The 14,736-nt window shown below is 65.2% G+C and carries 13 protein-coding genes; all 13 read right to left on the reverse strand.

Annotation, left to right across the window (positions count from 1 at the left end; genetic code table 11):
* On the reverse strand, positions 1–678 hold the full coding sequence (locus VZL07_RS05300; RefSeq protein WP_426754244.1) for a PilN domain-containing protein: 678 nt from the start codon (positions 676–678) through the stop codon (positions 1–3).
* A 27-nt stretch (positions 679–705) separates the two neighbouring features.
* Positions 706–1,788: a type IV pilus assembly protein PilM gene (pilM, locus tag VZL07_RS05305; protein WP_426754245.1), complete on the reverse strand. Its 1,083-nt coding sequence runs from the start codon at positions 1,786–1,788 to the stop codon at positions 706–708.
* Positions 1,789–2,001: 213 nt separating this feature from the next.
* Complete coding sequence (locus VZL07_RS05310) at positions 2,002–3,426, reverse strand: sigma-54-dependent transcriptional regulator (protein ID WP_426754246.1); 1,425 nt, start codon at positions 3,424–3,426, stop codon at positions 2,002–2,004.
* Between the two features lie 73 nt (positions 3,427–3,499).
* A complete protein-coding gene (locus VZL07_RS05315) occupies positions 3,500–4,621 on the reverse strand; it encodes a sensor histidine kinase (RefSeq protein WP_426754247.1) in 1,122 nt (373 codons plus the stop codon).
* A 16-nt stretch (positions 4,622–4,637) separates the two neighbouring features.
* Complete coding sequence (locus tag VZL07_RS05320; protein ID WP_426754248.1) at positions 4,638–5,645, reverse strand: prepilin peptidase; 1,008 nt, start codon at positions 5,643–5,645, stop codon at positions 4,638–4,640.
* Positions 5,646–5,668: 23 nt separating this feature from the next.
* Positions 5,669–6,436: an ABC transporter permease gene (locus tag VZL07_RS05325; protein ID WP_426754249.1), complete on the reverse strand. Its 768-nt coding sequence runs from the start codon at positions 6,434–6,436 to the stop codon at positions 5,669–5,671.
* Positions 6,436–7,413 (reverse strand): ABC transporter ATP-binding protein, encoded by a 978-nt coding sequence (locus tag VZL07_RS05330; protein ID WP_426754250.1) that lies wholly within the window; start codon positions 7,411–7,413, stop codon positions 6,436–6,438. Before VZL07_RS05330 ends, VZL07_RS05325 begins: the two co-directional genes overlap by 1 nt.
* Complete coding sequence (locus VZL07_RS05335; RefSeq protein WP_426754251.1) at positions 7,410–8,327, reverse strand: tetratricopeptide repeat protein; 918 nt, start codon at positions 8,325–8,327, stop codon at positions 7,410–7,412. The genes VZL07_RS05330 and VZL07_RS05335 overlap by 4 nt, the downstream gene beginning before the upstream one ends.
* A 94-nt stretch (positions 8,328–8,421) precedes the next feature.
* Complete coding sequence (gene pilA, locus VZL07_RS05340) at positions 8,422–9,090, reverse strand: type IV pilin protein PilA (protein WP_426754252.1); 669 nt, start codon at positions 9,088–9,090, stop codon at positions 8,422–8,424.
* 187 nt (positions 9,091–9,277) lie between these two features.
* Positions 9,278–10,714: a sigma-54-dependent transcriptional regulator gene (locus VZL07_RS05345; RefSeq protein WP_426754253.1), complete on the reverse strand. Its 1,437-nt coding sequence runs from the start codon at positions 10,712–10,714 to the stop codon at positions 9,278–9,280.
* The gene (locus VZL07_RS05350; protein WP_426754254.1) at positions 10,711–12,225 is read right to left on the reverse strand and encodes a two-component system sensor histidine kinase NtrB; all 1,515 of its coding nucleotides are present in this window, start codon (positions 12,223–12,225) and stop codon (positions 10,711–10,713) included. The genes VZL07_RS05345 and VZL07_RS05350 overlap by 4 nt, the downstream gene beginning before the upstream one ends.
* 79 nt (positions 12,226–12,304) lie before the next feature.
* Positions 12,305–13,558 carry a type II secretion system F family protein gene (locus VZL07_RS05355; protein ID WP_426754255.1) on the reverse strand — a complete coding sequence of 418 codons (1,254 nt, stop codon included), beginning with the start codon at positions 13,556–13,558 and terminating at the stop codon, positions 12,305–12,307.
* A 57-nt stretch (positions 13,559–13,615) separates the two neighbouring features.
* Positions 13,616–14,734, reverse strand: a complete 1,119-nt coding sequence (locus VZL07_RS05360; protein ID WP_426754256.1) for a type IV pilus twitching motility protein PilT — start codon at positions 14,732–14,734, stop codon at positions 13,616–13,618.
* Positions 14,735–14,736 lie beyond the last annotated feature (2 nt).

Consider the following 14,736-nt stretch of genomic DNA (forward strand, 5'->3'; position numbering starts at 1 on the left):
TCAGATGGCGTAGTTGGACGTCAGCGTGAGCTTGAACTCGACCACTGCGTGCCCGCCAGCCTGAGCGGCGTCAATCTGCTTGGCGGTCTGCAGGTTGATGTTCTTGAAGAACGGAGTCACCTGCGCATCAGGGAACTCCTCGATGGTGGCGTCCGCGGTGAGCATCTCTACACGCGCCGTCTTGCTGTCTCGGCGGCGGTCCACAAGGCGGCCCATCCCCTTGGGCGTCCATACCACCCCATTGAGGCCGCGCATGAACTCTGCGACCTCGTCGTGGCTGACGGCAGAGCCGTCGATGGAGACAGTGTTGTTGTTTTCAGCGAAGGTCTTGACCCAGACCTTCTTGGGAGTGGCCGAGGCGAGCGCATCCATCATGCGAACGGGGCCACTGCGCCCCTTGCGCAGCGCATCCAGCACGGCGAGCTTCTTCTCCACCTCGGTCTTGCGGGTGTTGATGTTCTTGACCTCGCCGATGATCTTCTCCAACTCGGCGATCCTCGCCTTCGTCGAAGCAACGCCCGCCTGATGCGCCTCGAGCTCAGTCTGGCGGTCGGAGTACCAGAGGTAGTTGGCCACGCCGGCGCCAATCAGGACCACGGCGAAGAGGACCAGCACCTGCCGGCCCATCTCGCGCTTCTTCACCGCCCGGACGGGCAGCAGGTTGATGCGAATCATCATGTGCGTCGTCTCCAGAGGGTGGTCCGGTCAGCCCAGCTTGTCGCCCGGGCGCCGCAGCGCCAGTCCCACGGCCACCGCGGCCATGGGCGCCACGTCCATGATGAACGCGGGGTCGAACTTCCGGTTGTCCACTTCGATCTTGCGGAAGGGATTGAGAATCTCCACCGGCACGCCCGTGCGCGCCTCGATGGTCTTGAACAGCGCGGGAATCTTCGCCGTGCCGCCCGACAGGTAGACCTTGCTGAAGTTCGAGTCGGCGGCGGTGCCCGCGTAGAAGTCGAGCGAGCGCTGGATTTCTCCCGCCACCTGCTCCGCCACGCTGGAGAGCACGCGCTCCACGTCCTGCGGCACCACGGCGTCGGCGTCCGCGCCATTGCCGCCAATCTTCAGCGCCTCGGCCTCCTCGTAGGAGACGTTGAGCTGCTTCTGAATCTCCTCGGTGAACTGGTTCCCGCCGATGGTGACGTCGCGGGTGAACACCGTCGCGCCGTTGGAGATGATGTTGATGTTCACCACCGAGGCGCCCGCGTTGATGAGCACCACCGTCTCGCGCTCCGGCACGTCGTAGTTGACGGAGAACATGTTCTGGACGGCGAACGCGTCCACGTCCACCACCACCGGCGCCAGCCCCGCCTCGGAGACCACCGTGGTGTAGTCGTTGATCATGTCCTTCTTGGCCGCGACCAGCAGCACGTCCATCTGTCCGGTGGCGTCGTTGCCGCCGCCATCGAGGATCTGCGTGTCGATGTTCACGTCCTTCACATCGAACGGGATGTACTGCTCCGCCTCCCACTGGATGCTCTCCTCGAGCTCATCCTGGGACATGCGGGGCATCTGAATCTTCTTGATGATGACCGAGTGGCCCGACACGCCGATGGCGACGTCCTTGCCCTTCACCTTCAGCTCGGCCATCAGGTCCTGCACGGCCTGGACGATGGCCGTGGAGTTCATCAGCGCGCCGTCGACGATGGCCTCTGGAGGCAGCGGCTTCATGCCGAAGCTCTGCAGCGCGTACACGACCTCACCGCGCTTGCGATGCTCCTTGAGGAGAATCATCTTGATGGACGTCGATCCGATATCCAGGCCGAGTACCAGTTTGCCCTTCGCCATGCTTGACTCCGTCGAGAGGCAGCCAGCGTAGCACTGGCCGTCAACCCCTCCTAAAAAGTGCCTGGAGCCCGCCTGCCCTCCGGACGGACGGGAGCCCTGCACCACCACTGCGCCGGGCCCCTCAACACCGTCGCGGAGGCCCGATTTTCCGGCCTCCGGCGCGTTCCGTCAAATGCCCGTCGGCCCGTCCAGCATCTGGACCGACCCCGCACCTCAGCCCCGCTCCGCCTCGGCGTCCGGGTCGATACCGTACTCCTTGATTTTGTAGAGGAGCGCCCGATGGCTGATGTCCAGCAACTCCGCGGCCCGGGTGCGGTTCCCTTTCGTTTTCCGCAGGGCGGCTCGGATGTAGGACTCCTCCAGCCCCCGAATGGCGCGCTTGAGTGACAGGTCGCCACCATCCTGTAGCACCGGGCCCACATGCGGCGTTGCACCCTGGGGCCCAGGTGGGGAGGCGGCCCACAGCCTTTCGGGCAGGTTCGCCGGGAGGATGAGCGACTCGTCCGCCAGCAGCACGGCACGCTCCATGGCGTTCTCGAGCTCGCGGACGTTTCCTGGCCAGGCGTAGGACAGCAGGAGTGACTCGGCTTCCGCCGAGAGCCCTGCGACGGGTGGCTCCCGGTTCAGCTCGCGGTTGAAGCGGGAGATGAAGGCCCGCGCAAGCAGCGGCACATCCTCGCGCCGCTCCCGCAGTGGCGGAACACGGAGATTCACCACGTTCAGGCGGTAGTAGAGGTCCTCGCGGAACTCCCCCTTCGCTACCAGCCGAGACAGGTCGCGCAGCGTGGCGGCCACCACTCGCACGTTCACCTTCTCGACGCGGTTCTCCCCCACCGGGCGGATTTCCCCCTCCTGGAGGACGCGCAGCAGCTTCACCTGGGCGGACAGCGGAAGCTCCCCCACTTCGTCCAGAAAGAGCGTGCCGCCATCCGCCTCCGCGAAGAGGCCCCGCTTCGCGGTGCGAGCGTCCGTGAAGGCGCCCTTCGCGTGGCCGAACAGCTCGCTCTCAATCAGCCCAGCGGGAATGGCGCCGCAATTGACCGCCACGAACGCCATGGGCGCGCGAGGACTCCGCACGTGCAGCTCCCGCGCGATGAGCTCCTTGCCCGTACCGCTCTCGCCGCTGATGAGCACGGTGGTGTCCACCGGCGCGAGCCGGGTCACCTGGCGCAGCAGTGCGTGCAGCGCGGGGCTCTCGCCGAGGATGTGCCCCTCGGGCGTGGAAGGCAGGGTGGCCTGCTTCAGGCGCCGGTTCTCGCGAACGAGCCGCTCACGCTCCTCCGCCTTGCGGAGGACGAAGACGATTTCGTCCGGCTTGAAGGGCTTCTGGACGTAGTCGAACGCGCCGGAAGCAACGGCCTGGAGCGCCTGCTCCTGTGAGCCGTAGGCGCTCATCACCACCGCCGTCAGCGAGGGGTGCGCCGCCAGGGCCTCGCGCAGGACGGAGAGCCCATCCTTCTTCGGCATGCGCACGTCACAGAGCAGCACGTCGTAGTCACGCGCGGCGAGTTCCTTCAGCGCGTCCTCGCCGTCGGCCACTGCGCGCACTTCATAACCGTGGCCGGTGAGCACCAACGTGAGGATGTGCCGGATGGAGGGCTCATCATCGGCAACGAGAATCGTGCGGAACAGGGGCATGGCCGTCTCGGCGCATCATCGCCCACCCGAGGGGGAGCCGGTAGCTTCCGCCCCGCAGTCGCGCGAGTTTTCCTCAGGGTGCGGGCAGGCACACGGTGAAGCGGGCACCGCCCCCCGGAGCATTCTCCGCCTCGAGCCGGCCCCCCATGACCTGCGCCAGACGCTGCGAAACCGCCAGGCCCAGTCCTGTCCCCTCGCGCCCCTTGGTCGTGAAGAAGGGCTCGAACAGGCGAGGCATGACGTCCTCGGGGATGCCCGTCCCGCCATCCTCCACGGCCAGGCGGACCTCATCCGCGACTTGCCGCGTGGCGACCCTCACGCTCCCCTGCCCTCCCATCGCCTGGGCGGCGTTCAGCAACAGGTTGATGACAATCTGCGAGAGCGGACCCGGGTCAGCACGTGCGAGCAACCCCGGCTCCAGGTCCAGCGCCACCGTTACCCCGGATAGTTCGGGCGCGGCACGAACCAGGCGCACACAGGTCTCCACCACCGCGCCCACTTCCACCGGGCCGAGCGAGGTGGTGCCAGGACGCCCCAGGTCGAGAAGTCCCCGGATGATGCGGTCGATGCGCTGCACCTCTTGGTCGATGCGCTCCAGGAAGTCCTTCAGCTCGGGCGTGTCCGCCTTGGCTCGCGCCAGTGCCACGTAGCCGAGGATTCCCGCCAGCGGATTGCCCACCTCGTGCGCGACGCCCGCGGCCAGCCGCCCCACCGTGGCCAGCCGCTCCGAGGCGACCAACTCCGTCTGCGTGCGCGCCAGCTGGGCGTTGGACTCGCGCAGGGATGCCATCTGCGCGCGTGTGAGCGCCTGCTCCTCGCGAAGCGCCTCCGCCATGCGCTGCAGGGAGCGCTGGATTCGCGACACCAGCGTTCCGCCCTCGGTCGGAACCAGGTGCGGCTCCCACTCCAGCCGGCCGAACTGCTCGACCACTGCCTCTGTCCGGCGCAGCGGACGGCCCACCATCAGGTCCAGGACCACGTAGGTGAGCACCGTCAACGCAACGAGGTCCAATCCCAGGACCCAGGGAAGGACACCGCGCACGCGAGCCAGTGCTTCTTCCTCCGCGCTCCCTTCAGGCACCCACCGGCGGAGGGCATCCAGCAGCCGGAAGAGCACCGGCTGCACGGACAACCAGGTGAGCCCCGACGACACGGAGCCCAGCAGGAACGCGACGCTGGCAATCCGCCACTTCATCGCCTCCCCGCACCGCTCATGGCACGCCGCCCAGCATCATGGCGATATCCCCGGGCAACACCCGTGAGAGCCAGGGCCCCAGCAGCAGGAGCTCCAGCCCCGCGAGCGCCAGCCAGGGCCCGAAAGGAATGCTCGTGCGCTCAGGCACCCACTCTTCCTCTTCCCCCTCTTCGTCCAGGGGAGCATCGGGAATGGGCTGGACCAGCAGGCACACCGGCACCAGCAGCAGCCGCTTCCAGAGTGGAAGGCCGGGCTGCATGAACTCCCAGGTCATCGTGAGCGGCGCCACGTCACCCTCGGGCTCCTCGGGGACACTCTCCGCGCGAGGACCGGCTCGGCCCGTCACCAGCAGCATCACGATGCCCACCACCGCGCCCTGCATGGACGCGAACAACAGGATGCCTAGCAGCGAACGCCACGTGAGGAACGCCCCGAGCATGGCAACGAGGTACTTGTCGCCTGCGCCCAGCGCCTCACGCTGGAACACCTTCCATCCGATGTACTCCATCATCCGGAAGGACAGAAAACCCACCGCCGCGCCGATCAGCGCGTCGCGGAAGGCCTCCATCCCCTGGGGAATCGCCAGGACGAGCCCCGCCAGCATGCCCGACACCGTCATCGACAGCGGCAGAATCCAGTGGTCCAGGTCGATGAAGGCGAGCGGCACCAAGATGGACACGAGCACCAGTGCGGGCACCAACTCGTACGTCCAACCGAAGCGACGCAGGCACGCGAAGTACAGGAGCCCCGTCAGAAGCTCCACCAGCGGATAGCGTACGGAGATGGGCGCGCCGCAGCCCCGGCAGCGGGCCCGCAACGCCAGCCAGGACACCAGCGGGATGTTCTCGTACCAGGCCAGGACGTGCCCGCACTTGGGACACCTCGAGCGCGGGCGCACGATGCTCTGGTCCAACGGCACCCGTGCGATGACGACGTTGAGGAAGCTGCCCACGCACAGGCCGAGCACGAACAGGAACACGGCGAACAGGGGCCCGAAGTATCCCGGCAGGGAGGAATGCGTCACAGGGGACGCATCCTACCCGAGCTTCAGCGGAAGTCGCGCCGCTCGAACACGATTGCGGCCAGCACGCAGAAGAGCGCGCCCCAGCCCAGTGCGTAGAGCGTGGCGGAGCCCAGCTCAGCGGCCGTCACCTCGATGGCGTAGGTGGCACGCGGACGGAAGTTCAGCCGCTCGAGGTTGGGCAGCGCGTAGTACGTGGCCTTGCTGATCCACTGCACGAACTCGACCTTGGACTTCACCCCAAGATTGTAGATGTCCGAGCAGAGGTGACCCGCGAAGTAGAGTCCCGTCGTCACCAGGGCGGAGACGAGCTGGCTTGCGAAGGTGGACATCAGGAACCCGGCACTGGTGAGGACGAACAACTCCAGGTAGAGCCCCCAAAGCGCGGCCATCTGTGGCTGAGTGATGGGCGAGCGGTGGAGAACCAACTCCACCCAGAACAGCAGCGTCATGGCTACCAGCAACACCCCGAGGGTGAGCATGTTGCCCGCGAGTCGAGCCAGCAGGAACCGGCTTCGGGACATCGGCTTGGACACCATCAGGAAGATGGTCCGCCGCTCGATTTCACGGCTGATGAGCCCGGACGACAGATAGATGGAGAGGAAGACGAGCAACAGGCTCATCACCCCGAGGCCGAAGTCAGTCACCACCCTGTCGAAGGTGCTGACGGTGACCTCGGTGACGAGCGTCGTGGCAAAAAGCAACAGGAGCGCGAACGCCGCAACCAGCACCGTCACACGGTTGCGACGCGCCTCGCGGAACCCGTTCCACGCCATGGCGGCAAAGGCACCCATCACTGAATCTCCCCTCCCACCATCTGCCCACCCGCCTTCTTCATCGCATCCAGGAAGAGGTCCTCCAACGAGAAGCGCGCGGGCTGAACCCGGCTGACGCGCCCCCCCTTGCTAATGACGGCTTGGAGCAGGCCGTGTGAGTCGGCATCCGCTATGCGGAGCAGCACTCGGCTGTCCAGTTGCTGCGCTTGCTCATACGAGAACCCCAGCGACTGCAACTGCTCCAGCGGGAGCCCATGCACCACCATCTCCACCAAGGGAGCCTTCGCAGACACCAGCTCCTGCACACTCCCTTCTTGAACACGCCGCCCGCCAACCAACACCACCACGCGGTCGCAGAGCGACTCGACGTCGGCGATGATGTGTGTACAGAAGAGGATGGTCGTACCCTTCTCGCGTTCGGCAAGAATGAGGTCGCGCATTTGCCTACGTCCGAGGGGATCCAGACCGGAGGTGGGCTCATCCAGAACCAACAGGCGAGGCCCGCTGATGAGCGCCTGAGCCAGCGCAGTGCGCTGCACCATCCCCTTGGAGTAACGACGGATCTGCAGGTCGGACGCTCGCCCCATCCCTACCTCGCCGAGCACTCGCTCTACGCGCCGGTCCAAGTCATGGCCGCTCAGCCCAAAAATGCGCCCAGCAAGCGTTACGAACTCCCGCCCGGTGAGGTACTCATAAAGCGAGGGATTCTCAGGCAAGAAGCCCACTTGACGACGCACATGCGGCCGGTCGGGAGGTTCGCCAAAAAGTAGCGCCTGCCCCTGGGATGCTCGCACCAGTCCCATGAGGATCTTGATGGTCGTGGATTTGCCCGCGCCGTTGGGCCCCAGCAAGCCGTAGACCTGCCCTGGAGCAATTTCCAGGTCCAGCCCTTGGAGGGCCTTCACCTGCTTGTTGAGGAAGAACCCCACCCGGTATGTCTTCGACAATCCGCGGATCAAAACGGGCAGGTTCGACTCGGACGAAGCAGCCGTCATGGTGCATCCTCCGCCTCATCGAACTGGATGCCGCCTGCTGCGAGATCTTCCTGCAACTCTTTTTTCTTGACGTCGTCGTACATCTCCAACCTGTACAGTCCCGATGTTGAGCGCGCACGCCCCCGCCGGTCGATGAAAAACTGACCTTCCAATGGGTCCTCGGGCATCGCCCTCAGGTAGCCTGAGCGAACCAACGCAGGGACCGTCTTGGGCAACTCGCCTCGGTCGCGCTGGAAAGCACTGATGGCATCATCGATCTGCGTGAGCACGCGCTCACGCAAAATCTCCTTGATGCGATGTTCGTAGAAAGCCCGCGACTCATCATCTCCCGCGCTGTCACGGAGCATTTCCGCCATCTGCAACCCGGCGTCAAAGCTCCCTGCCTGCGCGTACAAACGAGTAGCAAGCTGGACCAGGTAGCGTGGGGTATCGGGGAAGCGTGACAGCCGCAAGAGAAGGTCGGCAGCCCCTTGATAGTCGCGCTCGTACGTCATCTTATTGTAGGCAAGCTGGAACAAGAAACGGCGATCATCCGGGAATTGAGCCAGCCCCTTGGTCAGCAACCGAGATGACAGGTCCGTGTTCACCCACTGCTCACGCCCAAGGTTGAATGGGGTCGCAATTGCCCCCCATTCGTAGACATAGCGAAACTTGGGATCGAGATCTGTCGCCAAGTCCGAATAGAAGAATACATCCCGATATTCGGTGTCGGAGTTGGCGCGCCCTACCTGCTGAATTGCCTGAATCCAGTAGAAGTCCGCCAAAAGCGGCCGCTGAGCGGCTCCTAGCATCTGAAGGAGTTCTCGGCGGGGGAGAACAGGGCCGTCCTTCGTCCGCAAAGGCTTCGCCGGCTTCTCAGCCAGCAGCCCTACCGAGCACACGGCCAGCGCCAAGACCATAATCCGAATATGCACCTACAAGCTCCTAAATGACGAAGGGCCACCATCCTGAAGGAGGGCGGCCCCGAGAACAGTGGTCAAGCCACCGCTCATTCCACGTCAGACAACGTCAGTTGTTACCTGTAGCTCCGTCGCAGGCGACGTCGTTACGGGTGTTGTACGGGGTACCCGAAGCAACGTTGCCCGACTCCGAGCAGGGACCGGGAGCACCCGTACCCTCGAAGCCGGCAATCACCCAGTCATCGAAGGAAGCCTCGTTGTCCGCGTTGCCCTGCGCGCCGGCGAAGAAGTTGCAGTTAGGGCACGTTTCGACGTCTGGCTGCACGCCGAAGGTCGTCGTCCAGCCACCAGAGCTGGCGACCGTGAACGTCGAGACAATCGGGGTCGGGGTGGCAATGGCGCTGTTCGGACCGAAACGGTTCGCGTCACTGCCGATGCAGGGCACACCCGCGTTGGGCACCACAATGTCGGCGCCAGTACGGTCCTCGCAGGTGCCCGCTGCGGCGGAGACCCGGTAGGCGTACCGGTTGCCACGCTCAGGGGCAAAGCCAATTTCGTTGGCGTAGTGCGAGTAACGGTCCTTCTCGGAGAAGAACGACTTCTGCGCGGTGTACAGCGCCTTGAGGTTCGTCTTCGCCTCGGACTGCTTCGAGCGGGCCTGGAACTTGATGAAGTTCGGGATGGCGATGGCCGCCAGGATGCCGATGATGGCCACCACGATCATGAGCTCGATGAGCGTGAAGCCACGGTTGCGGGGGGTAAAACGCGAGACGCGCATGGGGGATCCTTAAGGAAGGTTGCAACGGGGGGCACTGCGCCCGCGGTGAGCATTAGCACCGAGCATGCCAGCGGGCTCCAAGCCGCCAAAGCCCCAGATTTTCAAAGCTTGGAGAAAGGCCCCCCTGAGTGCGGGGTCTAGGGCTGACAAAATTCGGCAGTGACGCTGACGAGAACTGTCGATCAGCTTACGCATCCAGCGTGCCTCCTGGCTCTAGGTCATCGGTGAGCCCGTGCTTGGCCAGCCGATAGCGGAAGGACCGGAATGAAAGGCCCAGGAGCTCCGCAGCACGGGTCTTCACGCCCCCCGCCTGCTTCATCGCCGCCACCAGATAACGGCGCTCGCTCTCATCGAGATGCCGCTCCAGGTTGAAGCCCGCGCCCAATCCCGGTTCGCTTCCTTCAGGGGTCCGCGCAGCGGGGTCTGAATCACCCCTCACGGCTGGAGGGAGCGTGGACGGTCCCAGGAGGTCCGAATCGGACAGGGTCGCGGCCCGCTCCACCATGTTCTGCAGCTGTCGCACGTTGCCCGGGAACGGATAGCGCTCCAGCAGCGCCAGAGTCTCGGGCGCGAAGCGCAGGCCGGGCCGCCCCAACTCCTCCGCCATCCGTGACAGGAAGTAGTTCGCCAGCAACGAGATGTCACCGGCGCGCTCCCGCAGAGGCGGCAGCTCGATGGTAATCACGTTGAGTCGGTAAAAGAGGTCCTCACGGAAGCGACCGGCCTTCACCTCGGCTTCAAGCCGCCGATTGGTCGCCGCGATGACGCGTGCCTGAAACGGAATCTCCGCGGCGCTGCCCACCGGCTTCACCCTGCGCTCCTGGAGCACACGGAGCAGCTTCACCTGCGTGGCGAGCGGCATCTCCCCCACCTCATCCAGCATGACGGTGCCGTCACCCGCCGCCACGAGGAGCCCCGAACGGTCCGTGGTTGCCCCGGTGAAGGCGCCCTTCACATGCCCGAAGAGCTCGCTCTCCAGCGTTCCTTCATTCAGCGCGGCGCAGTTGAAGGGCAGGAACGGTCGCGCGGCCCGGCTGCCGCGCATGTGGATGGCGCGCCCCACCAGTTCCTTTCCCGTCCCGCTCTCGCCCGTCACCAGCACGGTGCTCCGCCCGGAGGCCACCTTCTCCACCAGCTCCCAGACCGCCTGCATCCGAGCGCTCTGCCCCACGGCCCCATCCAGGCCAGGAAACAGGCGCGCCCTGAGGCCACTGTTCTCCTGTCGAAGCGAGCGCTTCTCCAAGGCCTTCTGGACCAGCAGCCGCATCTCCTCGTTGTCGAAGGGCTTGCAGATGTAGTCGTACGCGCCTTCGCGCATCGCCTCCACGGCGGCGGCGGGAGTGCCGTACGCGGTGATGAGCACCACTTCCGGAGAGGCGGGCCGGGCCCTGGCTGCGCGCAGCACATCGAGGCCACTACCGGTCCCCAGCTTCAAGTCGGAGATGACCAGGTCCACCCCGTCCTGGGCCAGCACATCGCACGCGCTCTTCACGCCCGCGACGCTCGTGACCGTGTAGCCCTCTCGCTGGAGCAACAGCTCAAGGTACTCGCGCATGGACAGCTCGTCATCGACCACGAGAATGTGGCCACGCGTCCCCAACTCCCCTCCCTGAGCCGACGTCACAGCGGCAACCCCACCATGAACTCGGTGCCCTCGTCGCGATTCGAGCGAACCTGGATGGAGCCACCATGAGCCCGGATGATGGAGTGCGCGGTGGACAGTCCCAGTCCCGTACCGCCATCGCGTGTGGTGAAGAACGGCTCGAACAAGTGCCCCATCATCTCCTCCGTTATCCCTCCCCCCGAGTCCCAGATGTGGATTTTTGCCTCATTCTCGCCTCGCGTCAGCGTGACCTTCACATGGCCTTGAGGTCCTGCCGCCTGGAAGCCGTTTCGCACCAGATTGATGAGCACCTGCCGGAGCTGATCCGGGTCAACCGAGACCGACACTGCCACGGGTGTGGTGACTTCGACCCGGACGTCCCGTGCCAGCGGATCCACACGCAGCATGTCCACGGTCTCCGTCACGAGCGACGCTAGCTGCACCGTCTGCAATACGGGCACCGGAGGCCGGGCAAAGCGGAGGAAGTCCTCGACGAGCCGCGCCAAGCGATCCGCCTCTCGCATCAGGATGTTGGTGAGCTTCTGGGAGACGCCATCCCGCGCATCCTGCGCCAGCAACTGCGCCGAGCCGCGCATGGACGCCAACGGGTTGCGCAGCTCATGCGCCAGTTGAGCGGAGAGCGCCCCCAGGCTCGCCAGCCGGTCCGCCCGCTTCAAGTCATCCTCCATCCTGCGAAGCTGGGTGAGGTCCTGGAAGACCATGAGCAAGGCCCCTGGCTCGCCTTCCAGCGGCGTCACCGACAGCCCCAAGATGCGTCGCTTCGGCCCCTTCCCCACGACCAGCTCACTGCGCGGAGACCGCGGGGCCAGCCCTGACACACTCGGCAGGAGCGCTTCGACCTCCGTCCCAACGACGTGAGCTGCTTCGACCTGAAGGATGGCGCAGCCCGCGGGGTTCACGTACGTGATGCGTCGCTCGGCATCACACGTCACAAGCCCCGATGGCATGGAAGAGAGGATCTGCTGTTGCAGCCGCCCCAATCGCCGGAGATCGGCCTCCCGCGCAGACAACGCCCCACCTGTCGCGGAGAGCTGACGTGAAAGGTAGCCGGCAAGAGCGGCAATGAGCCCTAAAGCAAGCGAGTTGCTGCCGAGGACGAACAGCACCCGCGACGAAGGCATCAGCCCACCGGGCACGGTACCCAACAGCCGAGGCCCCATGACCAATGCCCCGAAGCACAGGGCAGACGCGGCCGCGGCCCAAAGCGCGCCGCGTCGGTCCAGGACAACGGAAGCACCGATGACGGCCAGGCTATAGAGAAACGTCAGCGGGGAATCGGCACCACCGCTGAGAAACACCAGTCCCGTGGCGATGGCGACATCGCCCACGACCTGGACCCAAGCGTCCCCGAAGCCCCCCTGGCCTTTTCGCAGGCGCAGGCCCACCACCACCGTCGAGACGTACGCGATGATGATGACCGCGAGCGACAGGGTATCCGCGCGGCTCAACTCCTGAGATGGATGGAGGAGGAGCCGCGCAAGGGTGATGACAAGCGACAGGCTCGCGGCCACCGTACGGAACAGCACAAGCCATACGAGCCGCGAGCGAAAAGCGCCCCCATCCGCAGGGCGAGTTCCCACCACAACGAACCTACTGGATTGCGCCGGCAAGCGAGAAGATCGGCAAGTACATGCCGATGAGGAAGCCACCGACCACGCCGCCGAGGAACACCATGAGCACCGGCTCGATCATCGCCGTCAGGCTGTTGATGGCCGCGTCCACCTCGTCGTCGTAGAAGTCGGCGATCTTGTTGAGCATGGTGTCCATGGCGCCTGTCGCCTCGCCCACGCCAATCATCTGCACGACCATGGAAGGAAAGACCTTCGTCTCGGATAGCGGGCCGGCGATGTTCTTGCCTTCGGCAATCTTCCCACGGACATAAAAGATCGCCTCTTCCACCGTCCGATTACCCGCCGTCTTCGCGGTCACATCCAGCGCGTCCAGGATGGGCACACCTGACGAAATCATGGTGCCCAGCGTGCGGGTGAATCGGGCCACGGCCACCTTCCGGAGCACGGGACCGAAGATGGGCATGGAGATGAACACCTTGTCCCAGAACTTCCGACCGCGGGGCTGGCGGTAGCTCCAAGAGAATCCCGTGACTAGAGCGGCGATCGTGCCAGCCGCATGGAAGAAATACTTCTGCGCGGTGTGCGAGAAGTCGATGATGACCTGGGTGGGCCCCGGCAACTCCGAGCCGAAGTCCGCGAACATCTTCTCGAACACCGGCGTCACCTTCAGCAGCAGCACCGCCGTCACGCCGAGGGCCACCAGGATGACGATGGCCGGGTAGGTCATCGCGCTCTTCACCTTGGCCTTGAGCTTCTCGTTCTTCTCACGGTACGCCGCGAGCCGGTTGAGGATGGCATCGAGGATACCGCCGACTTCACCAGCGGCGCAGAGCTGGACGTAGAGCTCGTCGAAGACCTTGGGGTGCTCCTTCAGCGCGTCCGCGAAGGTGCTGCCCTGCTCCACCTTGCCCTTGATGGCGACCAGCACCTTCTTGAAGGCTGGGTTGTCCATCTGGCTGGCCAGGATGTCGAGGCACTGCACCAGCGGGAGGCCGGCGTCGATCATCGTGGCGAACTGCCGGGTGAAGACGAGGATGTCCTTGCCCTGGACGCCGCCGAGGCCGGGGATGGCGATATCCCCGTCCAGCAGGCTCTTCTTGCGGACCTTGACCGGATTGAGGCCCAGGGACTTGAGGCGCGCGTTGACGGCCTCGATGTCCATCGCCTCCATCTCACCCTTTTTGGTCTCCCCGCTCTTGGTCTTCGCCTCCCAGAGGAACTGGGCGGTGGCCTTCTTGGGAGTTGCTGCCGACTTCACTGCTGGGGCTGCCATGAGCTGGACCTCCGCGGGTGCCGCGCCACTCTAACCGCTGATCTCCGAATCCCGGAACTAACGACCACCCGCTCCCCCGCCTGGCCGCTGCATTCCGGGCAGGGCCCCACCGCCACCCGTGGCCAAAATGTTGCGAAGTTCCTCAGGGTCGCTAGAGCGCCCGAAGGCCTCGTCCTGGGTGATGAGCCGCCGCAGCAGCAGCGCCGCCAGGGCCTGATTGAAGGTCTGCATGCCGAACTTCGCCTGGCCGACCTGCATGGACGAGTAGATCTGGTGGACCTTGTCCTCGCGGATGAGGTTCCGGATTGCGGGGTTCGGAACCATCACCTCCAGCGCCAGCACGCGGCCAGGACCGCCCGCCTTCGCCACCAGCGCCTGGCTCATCACGCCCTCCAGCACGAAGGACAGCTGCGCGCGGACCTGCGGCTGCTGGTACGGCGGGAACACGTCCAGCACGCGGTTGATGGTCTGCACGGCGCTGTTGGTGTGCAGCGTCGCGTAGCAGATGTGACCCGTCTCGGCGATGGTGAGCGCCGCCTCGATGGTCTCCAGATCGCGGAGCTCACCGACGAGCACCACGTCCGGGTCCTGGCGGAGGATGTACTTGAGGGCCGTCTTGAAGTTCCGCGTGTCCGCACCGACCTCGCGCTGGTTCACGAGGCAGTTCTTGTGCGGGTGCAGGTACTCGATGGGGTCCTCGATGGTCATGATGTGCTCATGACGCTCGGTGTTGATCTTGTCGATCATCGAGGCCAGCGTGGTCGACTTGCCCGAGCCCGTGGGGCCCGTCACCAGGATGAGGCCGCGCGGCTTCTTCACCAGCTCCGCCACCACCGGCGGCAGGCCCAGCTCCTGGAAGGTCAGGATCTTGAACGGAATGGTCCGGAACGCCGCGGCGACCGCGCCACGCTGCATGAAGATGTTGGCGCGGAAGCGCGACAGGCCCTTCACGCCGAAGGACAGGTCCAGCTCGTTGTCCTCCTCGAACTTGTGCTTCTGGGCGTCCGTGAGGATGGAGTAGCAGAGCTGCTTTGTCTCCACCGGGGTCAGCGGCGCCGTCTTCAAGGGAACGAGCTCGCCGTCGACGCGGAGCTGCGGCGGAGAGCCGGTGGTGACGTGGAGGTCGGAAGCGCCCTTCTCGACCATCGCCTTGAGGAGCTGGTGCAGGTTGGCCACGG

This window comes from Pseudomyxococcus flavus (assembly GCF_050038885.1).
Taxonomy (GTDB): domain Bacteria; phylum Myxococcota; class Myxococcia; order Myxococcales; family Myxococcaceae; genus Myxococcus; species Myxococcus flavus.